This is a genomic window from Mesorhizobium sp. M1322 (assembly GCF_040318085.1).
Classification (GTDB): domain Bacteria; phylum Pseudomonadota; class Alphaproteobacteria; order Rhizobiales; family Rhizobiaceae; genus Mesorhizobium.
The window spans coordinates 12,155-31,449 of the sequence record NZ_JAMYLP010000069.1; the positions used below are offsets into that span (position 1 = coordinate 12,155).

The 19,295-nt window shown below is 58.4% G+C and carries 11 protein-coding genes and 1 pseudogene; 8 read left to right on the plus strand and 4 right to left on the minus strand.

What is annotated here, in order from left to right:
- Nucleotides 1-216: 216 nt before the first annotated feature.
- From NKH12_RS22140 to NKH12_RS22155, 4 genes and pseudogenes are all read right to left on the minus strand, one after another.
- Complete coding sequence (locus NKH12_RS22140; protein ID WP_352955083.1) at nucleotides 217-1,575, minus strand: aspartate ammonia-lyase; 1,359 nt, start codon at nucleotides 1,573-1,575, stop codon at nucleotides 217-219.
- Nucleotides 1,576-1,905: 330 nt separating this feature from the next.
- Nucleotides 1,906-4,380: a GcvT family protein gene (locus tag NKH12_RS22145; protein WP_352955084.1), complete on the minus strand. Its 2,475-nt coding sequence runs from the start codon at nucleotides 4,378-4,380 to the stop codon at nucleotides 1,906-1,908.
- A 1,041-nt stretch (nucleotides 4,381-5,421) separates the two neighbouring features.
- Nucleotides 5,422-6,603 carry a M24 family metallopeptidase gene (locus tag NKH12_RS22150; protein ID WP_352955085.1) on the minus strand — a complete coding sequence of 394 codons (1,182 nt, stop codon included), beginning with the start codon at nucleotides 6,601-6,603 and terminating at the stop codon, nucleotides 5,422-5,424.
- Between the two features lie 197 nt (nucleotides 6,604-6,800).
- Nucleotides 6,801-7,379: pseudogene (locus NKH12_RS22155) on the minus strand (succinate--CoA ligase subunit alpha); the annotation flags it as partial.
- A gap of 574 nt (nucleotides 7,380-7,953) precedes the next feature.
- Between NKH12_RS22155 and NKH12_RS22160 the strand changes: the two are divergent.
- The 8 genes from NKH12_RS22160 to NKH12_RS22195 form a co-directional block, all read left to right on the plus strand.
- The gene (locus NKH12_RS22160) at nucleotides 7,954-9,432 is read left to right on the plus strand and encodes an NAD-dependent succinate-semialdehyde dehydrogenase (RefSeq protein ID WP_352955086.1); all 1,479 of its coding nucleotides are present in this window, start codon (nucleotides 7,954-7,956) and stop codon (nucleotides 9,430-9,432) included.
- Nucleotides 9,433-9,444: 12 nt separating this feature from the next.
- Nucleotides 9,445-10,848 (plus strand): aspartate aminotransferase family protein, encoded by a 1,404-nt coding sequence (locus tag NKH12_RS22165; RefSeq protein ID WP_352955087.1) that lies wholly within the window; start codon nucleotides 9,445-9,447, stop codon nucleotides 10,846-10,848.
- A 262-nt stretch (nucleotides 10,849-11,110) separates the two neighbouring features.
- Nucleotides 11,111-12,184 carry a GlxA family transcriptional regulator gene (locus tag NKH12_RS22170; protein WP_352955088.1) on the plus strand — a complete coding sequence of 358 codons (1,074 nt, stop codon included), beginning with the start codon at nucleotides 11,111-11,113 and terminating at the stop codon, nucleotides 12,182-12,184.
- Nucleotides 12,185-12,392: 208 nt separating this feature from the next.
- Complete coding sequence (locus NKH12_RS22175; RefSeq protein WP_352955089.1) at nucleotides 12,393-13,571, plus strand: M24 family metallopeptidase; 1,179 nt, start codon at nucleotides 12,393-12,395, stop codon at nucleotides 13,569-13,571.
- Nucleotides 13,558-14,754 (plus strand): M20 metallopeptidase family protein, encoded by a 1,197-nt coding sequence (locus tag NKH12_RS22180; RefSeq protein ID WP_352955090.1) that lies wholly within the window; start codon nucleotides 13,558-13,560, stop codon nucleotides 14,752-14,754. Before NKH12_RS22175 ends, NKH12_RS22180 begins: the two co-directional genes overlap by 14 nt.
- 133 nt (nucleotides 14,755-14,887) lie before the next feature.
- On the plus strand, nucleotides 14,888-16,171 hold the full coding sequence (locus tag NKH12_RS22185; protein ID WP_352955093.1) for an NAD(P)/FAD-dependent oxidoreductase: 1,284 nt from the start codon (nucleotides 14,888-14,890) through the stop codon (nucleotides 16,169-16,171).
- 477 nt (nucleotides 16,172-16,648) lie between these two features.
- Entirely contained in the window at nucleotides 16,649-18,295 is a 1,647-nt protein-coding gene (locus NKH12_RS22190; RefSeq protein ID WP_352955094.1) for an MFS transporter, read from the plus strand.
- A 233-nt stretch (nucleotides 18,296-18,528) separates the two neighbouring features.
- A partial coding sequence (locus tag NKH12_RS22195; RefSeq protein ID WP_352955091.1) for an IS256 family transposase occupies nucleotides 18,529-19,295 on the plus strand: 767 nt, incomplete at its 3' end.

Here is a 19,295-nt window from a genome sequence, read left to right on the forward strand (position 1 = left end):
GATCGTCCTTCGATTCCACCTTATGCCCCCGCACCACCTCTGAGCGGTCTAGCGGCTTTTCCATCTTCACAAGACTGGGACCGCCCGACCGCCCCGTCGGTGATCCCCCTGGTCCGCAGATGTTATATCACGGCTCGCCGACAAAAAGACCGTCGGTTACCGACCCGACCAGCAGCGCCGCTGCGCAAATGAATCGATCAATCTTCGGCCTGCTATTTAAGATGCCAATCGTGATCGGGTTGGCCGGGTCAAAAGGTGTGGATCGGCGGTTTGCGCAATTAGATCCTCCGAAAGGTCCGGCTGTTCGGCCAAGACTTCGCGGATGGTTTTGCCGGAGGCAAGGACCTCCTTCGCAAGCTCCGCTGCCCGCTCGTAGCCGATCGCAGGCGTCAGTGCTGTTGCGACGGCTGTACTGGCTTCGAGATGTTTTCGGCAAGTACCAGCATTGGCAGTAATGCCTACGATGCACTTCGTGCGCAGCACATCGACGGCATTCGTCAAAAGCTCCAGCGAATGCAGTATGTTGTAGGCGATGACCGGCTCCATCGCGTTCAACTGCAGCTGCCCCGCTTCGGAGGCGAGAGTGATTGTGAGATCGTAACCGATGATCTGGAAGGCGACCTGGTTGACCATCTCCGGCACCTCTGGATTGACCTTTCCGGGCATGATCGAGGAGCCGGGCTGAAGAGCTGGCAAATTGATTTCGTTCAGGCCGCCACGAGGGCCGCTGGATAGCAGCCGCAGATCGTTACAGATCTTCGAAAGTTTCGTGGCCGTGCGCTTCAACATTCCAGAAAAGAGCACGAAGGCGCCGGTATCCCAACACGCCTCGATCAGATTACCCGCCGAGACGACCGGCACGCCAGAAATCGCGTGCAACTCCGCGACAGCTGCCGCCTGATAGTCGGGATTCGTATTGATGCCCGTACCTATCGCCGTGCCACCGAGGCTGATCTCATAGAACAAAGAGGCAATCTCGCCGATACGGGCCACATCTTCGCGCAGCGTCGTCGCGAAAGCCTGAAATTCCTGACCCAGCGTCATCGGAACCGCGTCCTGCAACTGCGTCCGGCCAAGCTTGACCACGTCCGAAAAGCTCTCGGCCTTGGCCTCCAACTCGCCCGCGAGCTGCTCCAAAGCTCGCTGCAACGCCCCGCGTGAAAGAAGGATCGCAAGGCGGATCGCCGTCGGATAAACGTCGTTTGTCGATTGAGCGAAGTTCACCTCATTGTTGGGATGCAGCTGGTCGTTTTTTCCCCGTGGCAGTCCCATGATCTCCAAGCCGCGGTTGGCGATGACCTCGATGATGTTCATGTTGGTCGAGGTCCCGGCGCCGCCCTGAAACACATCGAGCGGGAATTCGCCAAGGTGCCTGCCCGCCGCGATTTCCTCGCAGACTTGGCAGATGACATCGGCCTTTTGTTCATCGAGATCGCCGAGCGCGGCGTTGGCGCGTGCCGCTGACATTTTAACATAGGCAAGCGCCTTGATGAAGTTCGGAAACTGGCTGATTTCTAATTCCCGAAATGGGGAAGTTGGCGATGCCCCGTGCCGTGCGAGGACCGTAATAAGCATCGACCGGGATGCTTACAGGGCCAAGCGGATCTTTCTCAATGCGCTCGATTTGTGGAGCGTTCGTCACGATGATTACCTCAGTCATTTCGCTGGCGCAGCCGGCCGGAGGTGCATGTCAGTTGGAAGCTTCCACCCGGAGATGGTCCAAGCCTCGTGATAAGGTCCGCCTGCGCGGCTGAGCGGTCCAGTAGGCCATAGCGAGAGTGAGCCTATCAGGCTTTGAAAGTAGTTGCGGAGCGGATCCGCCCGGCATTGGGGCTATGGCAACACGACGAGGTTCGAAATCGCGTTGCTCGGCCGTTCCCCCTCGGCGAGAGTGTGGCGCACAACCTATTGCTTAGCCCGATCCCCATTTGGATCGAAAAACGCCCCGAGGGACGCATCGGATTCATAGAGTTTGCCGGCGATCTCGATTTCCCACCGGCTGTTTTCGATCAACTCCTTCGTGACACCGGCGAGATGGTTTACATATCCCAGTCCGATTGAGGTTCCGATTGTAAAACTCTTCACGCCAGACGAAATATAGCCCACGATCCTTCCGTCGCAGCGGATAAGCTCTTCGTGAAAGAGAACAGGTTTCGGATCACGAAGCTTGAATGATACCAGTCGTTTTTTCAGGGGCATCGCGTCTTTTTGGGCTTTCAGGGCGTCCCTTCCGAGAAAGCCACATTTTTTATCCCAGTCAACTGTAAATCCAAGGCCCGCCTCAAGCAACGTGTCCACTGGAGTAAGATCGAGCTGGTATTCTCGGTATGCGCGTTCAGACCGCAGATGTTCGAGCGCGTGGTACCCTGCAGGCCTAAGACCAAACGCTCGCCCTGCTTCCCACACAACATCAAAGACATGCTGAGCCATTTCAGTCGGAATATGAAGCTCCCAACCAAGTTCCCCGACATATGTTAGTCTGTTAGCTATCACCCGAGCGTACCCAATGTCGACTTCCTGACTGGTCGCAAATGGAAAGGCTACGTTCGCAAGATTCGTATCAGTAACCTTAGATAGAATCTCGCGCGACTTCGGCCCTTGCAACGATAGCACCGCGTAGGCCGACGTGACATCAGTGATCGTGACGTTCCACTCATCTGTGATATGTTTTGCAATCCAAGCTTTATCCCGCGGATGGACCGTCGCAGATGAGATGATCAAAAATTCAGTCTCCAACAAGCGATTTACTGTAATATCTGTTTCAATCCCGCCTTTTTGATTAAGCATATGGGTATAAACCAGTTTCCCCACCGGCACATCTACATTACCCGCGCAAAGCCACTGAAGGAAACGACAGGCGTCGCGGCCCTGAATTAGATGTTTTCCGAACGAGCTCTGGTCTAAAAGAATCGCATCGTTCCGAGCGGCATGGCATTCTTGACTGGTATACTTAAACCAATTCGGCTCCTCATAGGAATAGACGTTCTCCGTCTGTCCTCCCTCCCCCGCGAACCACATAGGGCGCTCCCAGCCCATGCCTTCGCCGAAGCTAGCTCCAAGCTTCGCCCACCGGTCGTGTAATACGCTTTTGCGCACCCCGCGAGAGGTCTCAAGTTGGTAGTTCGGCCAGTGCATCTTGTAGTGAAGGCCCAACACTTCGGCCGTGCGATCGTGCAAATATGTATTATTGATCTGAAAGGGATGAAATCGGGCGACATCGACGAAGCTCGTATCCATCTGTGGCTCGCCGGCAATGATCCACTCTGCCAGTGCTCGCCCCGCTCCCGCCCCGTATTCAATGCCCTCTGAATTATAACCGGTCGAAACGAAAAGATTTTTCAATCCGGGAACTTCACCGATCATGAACAGAAGGTCGGGGGTGAAACTTTCAGGACCGTTGAAAAACTTGGCAATGCCGGCGTTCGCGAGATCAGGAACAATCTCTATCGCCTTCGTCATCGGCAGTTCAAAGTGCTCCCAGTCTTCGCAGAGCTCGATGAAGGCCGTTTCCTTCGGAAGCTTCCCCATCGGCAAAGGTTTGCCCCAGGGCTCGAAGGCTCCCACCAGGAGCTTTCCTGTGTCTTCTTTCAGATATACATGGCCGTCGGTGTCGCGCAGCACAGGTAAGGTGGGCGTCACAAACTCCATCGCGTCGGTCACTACATAAAAGTGCTCTGCCGCGTAGATCGGAATTCGCGCACCTAACTTGGAAGCAAGGTCTCTGGTCCAAAGTCCACACGCGAGCACGAGAACCTCAGCCTCTACGACCCCGTCGTTTGTCCGAACTTGGTATTGGCCGTCTGGTGTTCGCCAAACGTCTGTGACTTCGGCGTTTTCAACGATTTTCACACCGTTCTTCTTGGCGCCGATAGCTAACGCCATGCATGTGTCGACAGGATTGGTTTGACCGTCTCCAGGGATAAAGACTGCACCTTCGATGATTGACGCGTTGAGGGCTGGATAGAGCTTTTTCGCCTCGCTCGGCGAGATCATATTGGCCTCAAGGCCAAAACTTTTGGCGATTGAGGCATTGCGTGCAGTTTCGTATAGACGCTCTTTGGTTCTGGCGACCCCAAGCGTGCCATTTCGCTTGAATCCGGTAGCTTGCCCGGTCTCGGCCTCCAGAGCGGAGTAGAGTTCTGCATTATATTTTGCGATCTCTGTCAGCGCATGAGTGCCACGCGTCTGCATGATCAAACCAGCAGCGTGCCAAGTCGTGCCGGACGTAAGAGTGTTGCGCTCTAAAAGCGCGATGTCCTTTTTGCCGTTCTTTGCAAGATGAAAGGCAACACTCGCTCCGGCGATGCCTCCACCAACTATGAGAATTTCGTGGTGGCGAGTGGGTACTTCACGAGGACGGAAGGGCTGATTGGTAATCATATGTATCCTTGTTCGGTTTCACTCGGAGATGGCAGCGTCAAGCTGTTTCGACAACGCAAGTTTGACCGTCTGTGGCAGCGCTTCCGCGCATTTCCGGCATACGATCCATAGTCAGTCTTTTCCCAACAGACTAAGGGGCGAGGCTCGCGGAGATCGTGCTAATTGGGGCTCAAAACGGTGTCGTTCTGCGTATTTCTCAAGTTCAGCGCGGAATTATTGCGCTCGCGAGGCGGTGCGACGCCAACGAACCCTGTATTGGTGCGATTGCGAACACTTGCACCGCGTGTCGGAGTCGCAGATCGTAACCTGCACCGTCTCTCCGATGGCGGCCCTTGACGCTCACGGCTGGGAATCGCCTCGCCGCTTGGCAGATTTCGACAAGAACATCCCCGTGTATGCGCATGAGCCTCCGGAATATCTATGCACCCACTGCCTCTACGGCCTCGTCGCCGAACCTGATGTGGGTAGTTGCCGACGCGGTCTTGCAGGTGGCGCAATAGCAGCACCGTGCGGTCCGCATTTGCTTTTTCGTTGACCGATCTGGGTGCAGATCAGAGATGAAGGTCTCGTGCACAAAAGGCCATCTTAATAGCGCTGGGCACCTTGGCCGGCGGCACCAGGGAGATGGAGCAGCCGAGGGAATGAAGCGGTCGAGCAGACCGCCGCGTGAGCGGTTTGATACCAACACCCAACGCACTCGTCTTCAAGTGGAAGCTTTGACAGGAGATAACGAAGCTGCCTTGCGCACATATTCCCGACAGTCGGCCTGTCGTGAAGCGACGACTGTCTCCAGCTACAAATGCACCCGTTTGTCCGTTCAAGCTAGACGGGCTAGGTCCGCGCAGGCAATCATTCGGGGTCTTCGACTCGCCTTCCCGCAGAGCTTAGTGGACAGGTCGACGGCGATGAACAGCGCGGCTGGCACTCCGGTGATCCACCGGCGAAGACACTGCGGTGAGATGGTAGGGCAGGGATTGGGAAGCGAAGCACATCGGTGCACCTTCCCAATCCGGCTGAGTAGACAAATACTAAAGCTTCCGCTTAGTCCACGACAATCAACTCGCGGGCAACATCAGCTAGCCGCTCGCCACCTTTTTCGGTAACAACAAACGACTCCGATATTGCGGCTCCGAAGGCAGCAGGTCTCACCCCTGATTGGAAATGGAAGCACATGCCCGCCTGGAGCACAGTCCTTTCGCCAGCGCGAATGCTCACCGTACGTTCGCCCCAGTCCGGCGGAAAATTCATGCCGATTGAGTAGCCGGAACGGCCTTTTTTGATGTACCCGTGCCGGTTAAGGACACTATGCCAGACGGCATTCAGCTCGTCGACGACTACACCCGGCTTCGCCATTTCGAGTACAGCATCGCCACCTTCCACAATGGCATTGGCGAGATGTCTGACCTCCTTAGGTGGCTTTCCCATGTAAATGGTACGCGTCAGCGGCGCATGATAATGGCGTCTCGCTGCGCCAATCTCCAAGAGAACGAGCCCCGTTGAAGGCAACGGTTTATCCGACCACGTGAGGTGCGGAGCGTTCGTTTTTTCGCCAACCTGAATCAACGGGCAAAGGCTGGCATAGTCACCGTATTTTCCGTCAATACCTCTTGTTTGAGAGGCGTAAATCTGAGCGGCAATTTCGTATTCCGGCACTCCAGGCTTTAGATTTTCGATCGCCGTGCGCATAACGTAGCTGACAATCCGGCCCGCTTCCCTCATATAGACGAGTTCAGCGTCAGATTTAACGAGTCTCGCCCAATTAACGAGTCCGAGGTTGTCGGAGAACTTTGCATTTGGAAGACCTTTAACAAGGTGCTGGTGCGCTCGCGCAGTGTAGAAATGCGCATCAAGCTCAACTCCTATCCGATCAGATCCCCATCCGCGTGATTTTATGATTTCGCTGACTTCATCGTAGGGATGCAGTTCCACATGATGGAGTCGGTCATCTGAGAAATTGATGATGTTCTCAGAAGGCAGGTCTGTCGTAGCTCGAGCACCGTTTACGTCCACCAGCCGTCCGATCCACATCGGCGTTTCCGATTGGAGGTGCAGCAGGACCACTTGAGGCGTGTAGAAGGACCAGGCGTCATAGCCGGTCAGCCAGCACATGTTGGCGGGATCTTGGCAGATCAGCAGGTCTAGACCTGCTTCCTCCATCCGTGTCTTGACGTCATGAACACGGCGTCGATACTCCGCAGGCAGGAAGGGTTTGTCATAGTCCATTTCGTAAGGTCCTCTGCAGTGGGTGGTTGACCGGACTAAGCATTCGTTCCATGCCTATCCGTACTGGACGGCAACCTAGCATGCTTCAGGGCACTGCTTCGCGAGGACCTGGCTGTGCGGTCGCAGAAAACCTGCGTTTTTGTGACCTTGCCCGCAGCTTAGCTTCGTGGTCTAGAAGGCTCAGCGCCGTGTCCGAGCAGCTTCAGCATGTCCTTGAAGGACGGGCCGTTGATAGTCTCGCCGCTAATGCCGACGCTAGTCGGTCGGCACGCCGATGCCGAGCGCCTTCATCTGCGAAGCCGTCCATAGCTGGGCGTCTTGGAGTGGCCGCCGATGCCGACACGGCCGGGAAAATAGATACTGCCCGGCATGATGCCCATCAGCGCCGTCCGTGCATGATGACGCCGGCGCAGTTCGTCCCGACTAGCCGCACGCGGTCCTCGAAGCAATAAGGGCGCATATAAGCGCTTGACCTGCATCATGTCCTGCAAGGTGATGCAGACGCAAAGGTTTGTGTCGGCATCCGCCGCTTCCATGATCGAATCGGCGGCGAAGGGCCGCGGCGCGAATACGATGCTGGTCCAGCGCGGGGCTCGTGCACCGCGGCCCCTTTACAGGTGTTGAAGACGGGCAGGCCGAGAGGCGTCTGGCTATCGTTGCCTGGCGTCACGCCGCCGACGAGCTTGGTGCGGTAGCGCTCTATGTCCTCGGCATGGAAGCTGCCGATCTTGCCGGTGAAGCCTTGGAGGATGACCGCTGCTGCGGTTGAGCAGAATTGCTCTTTTTGGACCTCCCTCGGCGCGCCGGGCGGCGACGGCCTTTTCGGCGGCTTCGGCGAATGTCTTCGCGGCAGTTACCGCTTCGCCGGGGTCGGCGAGGACGAGGCGCCCTTACTCGACCTTGGTGCCGGAGAGCCGAACCACCACGGCACGCTTGACGCTGACCTCGCGGATCGCCTCGGCGACTCAGTCGCAGCGGTTGGTGCCGGCGAACATGTTGACGATGAATGGTCTCAAAATTCTTGTCACCGAGCACGCCGCTGATCGATTTCGCCCCGCTCGGGCGAGGCGCCGCCGCCGATGTTGAGGAGGTTGGCCGGCTCATCTTGATCGTGTCCATCGTCTCCATGGCGGAGCCGGCTCTATTGATGCCCTTCGCATATTGAGCTCGCCAAACAGGGTCCTTTTCCTCGATGACGATAGAACAAAGCAGAAAGAGAGAAGACGGAGAAAAACTCAGCAGAACGGCATTATTCGCAGGAGAACGCCCTGGCGGCGCCACATCGCGCTGCCAATCACCGCAGTTGCGGGGCTAGGTTGACGGAAATGAACAGTTGATTTGGAGTTACAGATGAAAGGTTCAGCAACCGCCGCATTAAAGAGGCTCAAACGGCAGGACCTTCTGCAAAAATGCGCCTATGTGAATGGCGCTTGGCTCTCCAAGGTTGAAACAATCTCGGTGGTCGATCCGGCGACCGGCGAAGAAGTCGCACATGTATCGGCATGCGAACGCTCGGATGTCGACGACGCTGTTTCCGCCGCAAAAAACGCTTTCGTGAGCTGGCGCGATGTAGTGCCTTCGGAACGGGGCGCATACCTGCGGAAATGGGCCGCAGGTATGCGCGAGAATGCGGAAGACCTTGCCGCCATCATGACCGCCGAGCAAGGCAAGCCATTGACCGAGGCGCGCGGTGAGATTTCCTATGCCGCTAGCTTTCTTGACTGGTTTGCAGCGGAGGGCGAGCGGGCATATGGCGAGACCATCCCGAGCCATCTTAGGGGCAGCCGACTCTCTGTGCAGATGCAGCCGGTCGGAGTGACAGTCGCTATCACCCCTTGGAACTTTCCGTCGGCGATGATCACCAGGAAGGCAGGAGCCGCGCTGGCTGCCGGCTGCACCATGATTGTCAAGCCCGCCCCGGAAACGCCTTTGTCAGCTCTGGCGCTTGCCCGTCTTGCCGAGGACGCAGGAGTCCCCGCCGGCGTGTTTCAAGTGATCACGGGAGAGGCTGCCCCGCTCGCAAAACGGCTGTTGGATCATAGCGATGTGCGGGCATTCTCCCTCACGGGCTCGACCGAGGTCGGCCGGATCCTGCTCGAGCAGTCCGCAAAAACCCTGAAAAAGGCGTCACTTGAGCTTGGCGGCAATGCTCCTTTTATTATTTTTGATGACGCACCGTTGGAGACCGCCGTGGCTGGATGCATGGCAGCCAAATTCGCCACATCCGGTCAGGATTGCCTGGCAGCCAATAGGATCTATGTCCAGCGGGGAAGCTATCAGCGCTTTGTGGAAGAATTCGCGAAGGCCACCAGTAAACTGAAAGTCGGGCACGGATTCGAGCCCGGTGTCGACATTGGCCCAATGACCAAACCATCTATAACGGAAAAGTGCAGGCGACAGGTTTCCGAAGCTCTTCGTGCCGGAGCCCGCATCGTTGTTGGCGGACAGGACAGTCCGCTCGGGGGCAATTTCGTGACCCCGACTGTTCTCGCCGACGTCACGGATGACATGCTGATCGCCAAGGAAGAGACCTTTGGGCCGGTGGCTGCAGTCCTTCCGTTCGATAAAGAGGCGGAGGTGATTGCGCGAGCCAACAACTCGGAAATGGGCCTTGCGGCTTACGTTTACACAAGAGATCTGAACCGCGCCATGCGGCTGACCGACCAATTGGAGTATGGCATGGTCGCCGTCAACACCCCGAAATTCACCGGCGCTCCCATACCCTTCGGCGGATGGAAGCAATCTGGCCTCGGCCGCGAGGGCTCAAGACATGGTCTCGCCGAATATCTCGAACCCAAATACGTGTGCATCGGTAACATCGCAGACTGAAAGGAAAGCCGTATGACTATCAACATTGAGGATATCAGCGAAAAGGATAGAAATGCTGTCCTGCATCCTTTCACGCAGCTCAAGGATTTTGCCACCGGCAAGCTCGGTGATCCGACCATCGTCGAGACGGGCAAAGGCATTCGCATCCAAGATGCGCATGGCAACCAGCTGATCGACGGGTTCGCCGGTCTTTATTGCGTCAACGTCGGGTACGGCCGCACCGAAGTCGCCGAAGCGATTTCCCGCCAGGCTTTCCGTCTGGCCTACTACCATTCCTACGCTGCCCACACGACGGACGAGCTCGCGATCCTTTCCGATCGCCTCGTAAAGATGGCGCCGGGCAAGATGAGCAAGGTCTTCTACGGCATGTCAGGCTCGGATGCAAACGAGACCCAGGCCAAGCTTGTTTGGTACTACAACAATCTGCGTGGCAAGCCGAACAAGAAGAAGATCATCTCGCGTGAACGCGGCTATCACGGGTGCAGCGTCGTGTCCGGCTCGATGACGGGGATGAGCTTCTATCACGACCATATGGACCTGCCGCTCCCGCAGATCGTTCACACCGGTGTTCCACATCACTACTGGGGCGCGAACCCAGGCGAGTCCGAACGCGAATTTTCAGCGCGGCGCGCCGAGGAACTTGATCAGCTGATCGAACGCCTGGGCCCGGACAATGTTGGCGCCTTCATCGGCGAGCCGGTGCTCGGCACCGGCGGTATCACGCCTCCGCCGGAAGGCTACTGGGAAGCAATCCAGGCCGTGCTCAAAAAGCACGATGTGCTGCTTATTGCAGATGAAGTCATAACCGGCTTTGGTCGGACTGGCTCCATGTTCGGCTCGCAGCACTACGGCATCGAGCCAGACCTCATCACGATCGCAAAGGGTCTGACTTCGGCCTATTTCCCACTTTCCGCGGCACTCGTCGGTGAAAAGGTCTACGAGGTCCTGGAGGACGGGGCGGACAAGGTCGGCGCATTCTCGCACGGTTACACCTATTCAGGTCATCCGATCGGGGCTGCCGCGGCCAACGCGGTGCTGGACATCGTCGAGAAAGAAGACCTTCCGGGGAACGCTCGCGAGGTCGGTGCATTCTTCCAAGCGCAGCTGAAGGAGAAATTCGCGCAATTGCCGATCGTTGGCGAACTGCGCGGCGTTGGTCTTATGGGCGCAATCGAGTTTGTGGCCGATCGAGACAACAGGACGCGTTTTGATCCGACACTCAAGGTTGGCGCGCGAATTTCCAAGGCAGCGCGTGAACGCGGTCTTATCGCTCGGGCCATGCCGCACGGCGATATCCTGGGCTTCGCTCCGCCGCTGGTGACAACCAAATCTGAAGTCGAAGAAATCGTTGGCATCGCTGAAAGCTCAGTGCGCTTCGTCATGGACGAGCTCACGCGAGACGGGCTTAACATCTAGACGGACGACATCGCGGTGCCAACACGCGCTGAAGATCTGCCCGATCCTTCAACAGGCGCGGCTTGGCCCGCTCCACGGTGCGGTTCACCGGGTCGAGTGACACTTGTCGGGAGAATCATGGGCCCGACCGCAACGGGCCAGCTCCGAAAGCGCCCAAAAGTGAGAGCAGAGCCTAGCTCGGAACCTGAAGCGATCGCCTCGGACCGGCAGACAGCAGGCTTTCGCTAGGGACCTGTCGAATACGGGAAAGGAACCAACCGGGATGCTAGACTTACCGTCCACATGCGGAAATTTTTGCTTTTACCTCCTGCCGGCTTTTTCACTCCAGGCTTTCTCATCGGCAGTAGAAGCGCTGAGGCTCGCCAACGAGGTGTTGGGCCGGGACGTGTATAGCTGGCAGGTCATTTCGGATGATGGGCAACCTGCTGCCTCGAGTTGCGGGTTGTTAGTTTGTGCCGATTCTTCGTTGTCCTTCGAACGTGAAAGAACTCGTCGATCGATCTCAGCACCGGCTGTCGTGGTCGTCGGCGGCCGCAATGCTCCGAGTCCGCACAAACAGCTTGATGCCTGGCTGCGAGAGTGTCGCAACCGCCGGGGCAGCCTGGTTGGGATAAGTAGCGGTACGATTGTGCTTGCTCGGGCGGGGCTTGCAGAAGGGCGGCGTTGCGCGGTTCACTGGGAGCAATTTCCTATATTCTCCGAGCGATTCTTAGGTGTGGTAGCCACTCAAACCGCCTTCGAGCGGGACGGGGATCTATATACTTGCGCCGGGGGGGACGCCCCCTTCGACATGTTCCTGGATTTGGTTGACGGCCAGCATGGGACGATAGTCGCCAACCGTATCTGCGAAAAAGCTATCGTGTGGCGGACCCGTTCCGCCGGTGACCGCCAACGTTTACCTCTTCATTCTCGAGTGCAACCAAACCATCAGGCAGTCATCAAGGTAATCGAGCAGATGGAGTCAAACCTCACGGAGCCATTGCTGCTAGACGACATTGTGGAGTCAGCCGGCCTATCCCGCCGTCAGATCGAGCGGCTTTTTAGGCGAGAATTGGGATGTTCTCCAAGCCGCTATTATTTGGATCTTCGTCTGGAACGTGCCCACCTGCTACTCATCAGCTCGCGCCTGCCGGTCGTTGAAATTGCGATGGCTTGCGGCTTTGTCTCTGCATCGCACTTCTCAAAAGCGTACCGCGACGCTTACGGATGCGCACCGCATCAGTCACGATTACCAGTTTGCCGACGAAAGAGAATAAGATCGTGCCGCACAGAGGAAAAGAGAGGCCGGCAAATCGATCGGAGGCTAAGTAACGAAAGAATGCCTAACTGCCACTAGCGGAGCGCCGCGTTCGACCAAGATCGGCTATGGCGCTCCTTTTGCTGAATGGCCTCAGCATACCAGCCGAGGAAGGGCATTCGAAGGAGTTCCGCCTTCGATCAGGTCTTGTCGATTGTCCTGTTGCAAATCGGCTCGGTTCCGTCCGCTTACTAGCACTGGCGGGAGGTGAAGACACTCGGACGCGATAGAATAGGATGATTTCGATATGATCGCATTGCCCTTCCACCTGGCCGAATACCGGATCAGGCTTTCCACCATCCGCGCCGAAATGGCGCGCCGCAACCTCGATCTGCTGATCGTCAACGACGTCGCTAACCAGCATTACATCACCGGCTATGACGGATGGTCGTTCTACACGCCGCAACTGGTGCTGATACCGCTTGCGGACGAGGAGCCCGTTTGGATCGGGCGCGCCATGGATGCCGCTGGCGGGCGGCTGACGGCATGGATGAAGCCCGAGAATATTGTCGGCTTCCCAGAAGATCACGTCCAGCGGCCTGACCGCCATCCAATGGACTGGATTGCCGGCTGGATCGAGAAGAAGGGGTGGGGGCGTGGCAACATCGGCATCGAGCTCGAGGCCTATTACTATTCGCCGAAGGCGCATGCGCGGCTGACCGCGGGCCTGCCCAATGCAATCTTCCAGGACGCCGACCTTCTGGTTAACTGGATCCGCAGCGTCAAGTCGGACGCCGAGATCGGCTACCTTCGCAAAGCCTCGCGCCTTGCCGAGGCTGCGGTCACCGCGGCCTATGAGGTGATTGCGCCAGGCGTGCGCGAGTGCGACGCCATCGCGAAAATCCAGGCCGCCCAGATAGCCGGCTCGCCGGATTTTGCTGGCGACATCACCGCCCTGCCGCCGACCATACTGGGTGGCGAAAATGCCTCGGCGCCGCATATCATGTGGAGCGACCGACGCTTTGGCGACAACGAAACCATCGCGCTCGAACTCGCCGGTGTCGTCCGCCGCTACGCCGCCGGTCTGGCGAGGACGCTTCAGCTGGGTGCCATTCCCGCCAAGGTCAGCGACACGGGCAAGGCCGTGCTCGAAGGCATAGAGGCTGTGCTTGAGACGATCAGGCCTGGCGTCTTGGCGGAAGACGTCGAGGCGAGTTGGCGGAAGGTTATCCAGCGCTACGGCCTGAAGAAGGAGTCCCGCATCGGCTATTCGATCGGCGCCGCCTATCCGCCGGACTGGGGCGAACACACGATCAGCCTGCGCCAGGGCGACAAGACAATCCTGAAGCCGGGCAACGTCCTTCATTCCATCCTCGGCATGTGGATGGACGGCTGGGGGATTGAAATGAGCGAAACGATCCTCGTCACCGCCGACGGCTGCGAAACGCTGACCAGCTTCCCGCGAGAGATCCATGTCAAACGCTGAAGCTGGCTGTGGATTGATGGATTTCGCGCTGGAACGCCGGATGATCGAGATCCGCCGCCACCTCCACCGCAACCCGGAGCTCTCGAACGAAGAGAGCGAGACGCAGACCTATCTGAGAGAGGTGCTCGAAGACGCCGGATTGAGCGGCATCAGACCCGTGGCCGGCTTCGGTCTCGCCGTCGATGTCGTCGGTGCGGCCGGTCCCTCGAATCGCATGGTCGTCATCCGCGCCGACATCGACGCGCTGCCGATCACGGAAGCGTCGGGCGCGCCGTTCAGCTCCGAGCGCCCGGGCATCATGCATGCCTGCGGCCATGACGCTCACGCCGCAATGGGCTACGCTGCCAGCGTTCTCCTGGAGCGCCAGAAGCAATCGTTCAGCGGTACCGTTCGCATTATCTTCCAGCCCGCCGAGGAGGCGGAGCCGCTCGGCGGCCGCCGGGTCATCGAAGAAGGGCTGCTGGACGACGTCGACGCGGCGATCGGCATCCATGTCGATCCTTATACCGCGACCGGAAAGATCGCGGTCGGCGCGGGGCCGTATACGCTTGCGTGCGATAATTTCGACATCACCGTCACCGGGAATTCCGCGCACGCCGCAAAACCGTCCGAAGGCGTCGACGCCATCGCCGTCGCCTGCTCGATGGTGACGGAGTTGCAGAAAATCGTGTCGCGCGAGATCGATCCGTATGACCCGTTGGTCGTCTCCATCACTGGCATCGAAGGCGGCGGCGCCTACAATGTGATCGCCGCCGAGGCCAGGCTGAAGGGTACGATCCGCAGCGGGCATGAAGCGACCCGCCAGCATGCTTGGAAGAGGCTGCGTCAGATTGTAGAAGGCGTGGCTTCCAGCCATAACGCCAGTGCCGAGGTGGACCTGAGGCGTGGCGAACCACCGGTCATCAACGACCCGGACATGGTAGAGATCATCCGCCGAACCGGTGCCGGCCTTTTGGGGCAGGACAACATGCTGAGCGCGCCGGGCTGGACGGCCGCCGACGATTTCGCCTTCTACAGCGAGAAGTGCCCCTCGGTCTATTTTAGGCTGGGCATTCGCAACGAGGAACTCGGTGCGGTCCACCCGCTCCACCATCCGCGGTTCCGGGTCGACGAGCGGGCGCTGTCGATAGGGGCTGTCGTCCTCTGTGACTCCGCGCGAAATTTCTTGATGCAGCCGAACTAGTGGGCTGGACGACCCTGCGCCCCCTCGTGCATGCCCATCTCTCTGAGAGTCCCGCAACGAACCACAACTTGCCATCACGTAGCGTTTTGTCGACAGGGCCAATCCGTGTGAGTGAGAGTATGAAAGGATGATCATGCTAAATAACAGTCGTTCCCATGGGCTCTGGGAGCGAACCGCGCCAGCGGCTCCACGTACAAGCATTCTCCGATACGCCCATAAGCAAGATGTAGTCGTAGTTGGCGCCGGATACACAGGACTTTCGACCGCATTGCACCTGGCGGAAGCCGGTGTAAACGTCAGTGTGCTTGAGGCGGTGGAGATTGGCTTTGGCGCCTCGGGGCGCAATGCTGGCTTAGTCAATGCCGGCCTATGGATGAAGCCGGAGGATGTGAAATCTAGTCTAGGGGCACCTTTCGGTGAAGACGTGCTCCAACTTCTCGGTAATGGGCCTGCCGAAGTTTGGTCTCTGATCGAAAAGCATGCCATCGACTGCCAGGCAGTGAGGAACGGTACGCTTCATTGCGCGGTCGGGGAAGCGGGACTAAATGAGCTCCGGGAACGTGAGCGGCAGTGGCAGAAACGGGGCGCGCCCGTGAAGCTCCTCAATGCAGAGGAGACGGTGGCACATATTGGTACAACAGCCTATTCCGGCTCACTTCTCGACCTGCGCGCGGGAACTATCCAGCCACTCGGTTATGTACGAGGACTTGCACGCTCTGCTATCTCTGCAGGAGCCAAGGTATATAGTTCAAGTGGGGTCACCGCGACCGAGCGATCAAACGGTAGGTGGACGGTGCGCACATCGAGCGGATCGGTCGAGGCGGACTGGATCGTAGTTGCAACGGACGCTTACACCAAAGCGCCTTGGCAAGAGCTTAGGTATGAGCAGGTACATCTTCCTTATTTCAATGTGGCAACCCGCCCGCTTTCGGACAAACTACAGAAGTCGATTCTTCCCAACCGCGAGGGCTGCTGGGATACGAAGAAGATCTTGAGTTCGTTTCGGCTGGACAAAGAGGGACGGTTGGTTTTCGGCAGTATAGGCGCGCTCGGGGGCACGGGTGCCGGGATTCACCGAGCATGGGCTAGGCGTGCTATTCGCAAGCTCTTTCCGCAGATCGGGGCGGTTGAATTCGAAGCCGAGTGGTATGGCATGATTGGGACAACAAATGACCACCTGCCTCGTTTTCACCGCTTCGCATCGAATGTAGTCAGCATCTGCGGCTATAACGGCCGTGGAATTTCGCCAGCCACGGTCTTTGGGCGTGTGCTGGCCGACCATGTTCTCGGGAATGTCGGAGACGCGGATCTGCCCCTTCCCTTCACTACCCCGGAAACCGCCACTTTCCGGGCGCTCAAGGAAGCCTACTATAAGGTGGGAGCCCAACTGGCACACTTCGTCGACGCTCGGTTCTGAAACGGCACGGTTGTGGCCTAGGGCGCGCTAGCAATCTTTAGCCCCTTCCCGACCGATGCCCCGGGCCGCATCTGGAGCCGCATTCCCGACGATGTCCGGACACGCATAATGGCGCTCGCCCATTGCTTTTATGCACCTGCGGGGCCTCCCACGCCGAACTCCTGCGTTGATGGAGCATCATTCGCGTCGATCGGTAGATTGAGTGCGCTACAATCGTGGTGCCATCTTACAAGGTTACCAAGGATTCCAAGTACGCCACCTCCCAAGGCGCACCCGCCCGGCAGCGAGCTCCGGCTCCTGCTGGGCGTTCTTTTTTGCTGAGAGTTACTCACATTAAAACCTTGGGGGCTTCAACCGATTTGACTCGGTACCCGAGTGATAGCTGCAAATAGGAAGCGAGTGCTGGGTCATGCCTGGGATGCACCGCTCCATTCTCAACAGCGAGTTAACAATCGGCTGGTCGAAGGCAAAAAACGTATGCAGCGCGAAGAGTCTCATCCGGCCGTTCCACCGGCGCTTGCCCCGCTTCGGAACCCAGTCTTTCGTACTATCTGGACGGCCACGCAGATATCCAGCCTTGGCTGGCTGGTGCAGAGCGTGGCTATAAGCTGGCTTATGGCAACGATCTCAGCCTCCGATCTAATGGTTGCGCTCGTGCAGGCTGCATCGACACTGCCCGCCTTCTTCTTGTCGATCCTTGCTGGAGCGATTGCAGACAGCTTCAGCCGCCGCGGCGTGATGCTTGCCGGACATTGCCTGATCGCACTGGCATCCACGGCGCTGGCTCTCTCTGTTGGACTGGGCTTTGTCAGTCCATGGCTGATCTTGGGACTGTGTTTCTTGGCGGGATGCGGCTTTGCCTTGAATGATCCAGCCTGGCACGCCTCGGTCGGCGACATCCTGGAAAAGCGCGACATACCCGCTGCAGTGACGCTGATGTCGGTGGGGTACAACGTGGTTCGGAGCATAGGACCGGCGCTGGGCGGTGTAATTTTGGCTTTGCTAGGCCCCCTTACGGCTTTCGCCTTCGCTGCGCTGACCGACCTGGTCCCGTTGAGCGCTGTGCTGCGCTCCAAGTGGCAAGTTCGCTCTTCGCCTCTTCCGCGCGAGCGGATGACGACGGCCATTCATGATGGCATGCGCTTCACGGCAATCTCCTCTGAGATCAGAGTGGCGATCGTGCGCGCAACCCTGTTCGGGCTGTCAAGCATCTCGATCCTTGCTCTGCTCCCCCTCGTGGTTCGCGACCAACTGGCAGGCGGGCCAATTGTTTACGGCGTCCTGTTGGCCGGCTTCGGCACAGGCGCCTTCATCGCGGGCATTGGCAATAGCTACTTCAGACGCATCACGTCCCAAAATCGATTGATCACGCTCGCGTCCGTTGCTTGCGCAACGTGTTGCCTTTTACTGGCTCTCACATCATCGGTGGCCGTAGCAGCGATCGCGCTTGCAATCGCTGGCGCAGGCTGGGTTGTCACCTGGACCGGAACCGACGTGTGTGTGCAGTTGGCAAGCCCAAGGTGGGTCGTTGGTCGCACCCTGTCGATCTATTACGCCCTGACCTACGGCGGCATGGCAGCGGGTAGCTGGATCTGGGGTGCTGTCGCGCAGAACTATTCCCTGACGTGGGCTTTGGAAGGTGCTGCAGCGGCGCTGTTGCTGGTTGCAGCTGTGGGAAAGCTATTGCCGGTCCGCCTATGGGAGGAATCGGATCAAGGGGCCTTCGACTTCAGGCCACCAGAACTGGCCCTCGATTTGAAGCCCAGGAGCGGCCCGATCGTGATCAAGGTGGAGTACTCGATACCCGAGGAGAATATCGAGGAATTTCTGAGCTGCATGCGCGAAAGGCGGCGCGTTCAGAGCCGTGCCGGTGCGCGGGACTGGACCCTCCAGCGCGATCTTCAGAACTCGACCCTTTGGACCGAGACATTCCGCACGCCGACATGGACGGACTATCTTCGTCTAAACCATCGGCTAACGGTGACTGACAGGGAGGTAGGCGAGCGCCTTGCCGCTCTGCAGGTCGGTGATTCTCCTCCTCGTCTCTCACTTTCGATCGAGCGGTCGACAAGCCCCGCCCCCGGCAGCCAAGTCCAGCCTGTGCCCTTTGTATCGCGCCCGTAAAGACGAGCGGAAACTTTTTTTGGGGTCGGGCACGGGTCGTTGGCCTGCGCAGTCCATAACCGTCGCTCTGTCGAGGATCCTGACCTGAAGCCTTTTGGTCCGGCTTACCGGGATAGTGTGCCGAAGGTTCTGCAAAAAGTTTTGGAGAGAGAACGGCGCTTGCTCTGAGGGGCGAGCGGCCATGGCACGGTGGTGACGTTGCGATCACCGATTCCCGTGGAAGGGGAAGTGCCATGACCAATCGAGACGTTAGACTGAGCAGAGGCGAGTTGAAAGCGTTGCTGTTGTCGGATGAGGACGGCTTTCGCCAGGCATTGCAGAGTGTCGTGCAGGAGGTTCTTGAAGCCGAGATGACGGAGGCGATCGGGGCCGAGAAAGGGGAGCGGACGGCGGAGCGGACGAGTTACCGGTCCGGCTATTACGAGCGCAAGCTGGTGACGCGGGTCGGGGTGCTGGAGCTTCGCGTCCCGCAGGATCGGGCTGGCCGGTTCTCGACGGAGTTGTTTGAGCGCTACCAGCGTTCGGAGAAGGCATTGGTGTCGGCGCTGGTCGAGATGTACGTGCAGGGCGTCTCGACCCGCAAGGTGAAGGCGGTGACGGAGGAACTGTGCGGCCACTCTTTCTCGGCCTCGACGGTGAGCGAGGCGACGATGCGGCTGGATGAGGCGCTCAAGGCGTTCTTCACGCAGCGGCTCGAGGAAAGCTATCCGTATCTCATTTTGGACGCGCGCTACGAGCGGGCTCGCGAGGCAGGCGTGATCGCCAGCCAGGCGGTGCTGGTGGCGATCGGCGTGGATTGGTGTCGATGCCGGCTCAATACTCCCCAGAAGTGTCGTTTGAATCTTCCCCAGTATAGCGCTGCCGCCGGTCTTCCGGAGCGCGCTCCGGGAGACCGGCGGCGCGTAATCGTTGATGCTTCTCCTGATGGTCGGGAGAGGGATTTCGGTGATCAAGATCGGGGAGATGATGATGATACTGGATTTGCATCGGCAGGGCCTGT

What these genes read in the sequence shown, in the direction of transcription:
- NKH12_RS22170 (WP_352955088.1), top strand. Translation starts at nt 11,111, where the DNA reads ATGCTAGACTTACCGTCCACATGCGGAAATTTTTGCTTTTACCTCCTG.
- NKH12_RS22185 (WP_352955093.1), top strand. Translation starts at nt 14,888, where the DNA reads ATGCTAAATAACAGTCGTTCCCATGGGCTCTGGGAGCGAACCGCGCCA.
- NKH12_RS22190 (WP_352955094.1), top strand. Translation starts at nt 16,649, where the DNA reads ATGCAGCGCGAAGAGTCTCATCCGGCCGTTCCACCGGCGCTTGCCCCG.
- NKH12_RS22180 (WP_352955090.1), top strand. Translation starts at nt 13,558, where the DNA reads ATGTCAAACGCTGAAGCTGGCTGTGGATTGATGGATTTCGCGCTGGAA.
- NKH12_RS22160 (WP_352955086.1), top strand. Translation starts at nt 7,954, where the DNA reads ATGAAAGGTTCAGCAACCGCCGCATTAAAGAGGCTCAAACGGCAGGAC.
- NKH12_RS22145 (WP_352955084.1), bottom strand. Translation starts at nt 4,380, where the DNA reads ATGATTACCAATCAGCCCTTCCGTCCTCGTGAAGTACCCACTCGCCAC.
- NKH12_RS22150 (WP_352955085.1), bottom strand. Translation starts at nt 6,603, where the DNA reads ATGGACTATGACAAACCCTTCCTGCCTGCGGAGTATCGACGCCGTGTT.
- NKH12_RS22175 (WP_352955089.1), top strand. Translation starts at nt 12,393, where the DNA reads ATGATCGCATTGCCCTTCCACCTGGCCGAATACCGGATCAGGCTTTCC.
- NKH12_RS22165 (WP_352955087.1), top strand. Translation starts at nt 9,445, where the DNA reads ATGACTATCAACATTGAGGATATCAGCGAAAAGGATAGAAATGCTGTC.
- NKH12_RS22140 (WP_352955083.1), bottom strand. Translation starts at nt 1,575, where the DNA reads ATGCTTATTACGGTCCTCGCACGGCACGGGGCATCGCCAACTTCCCCA.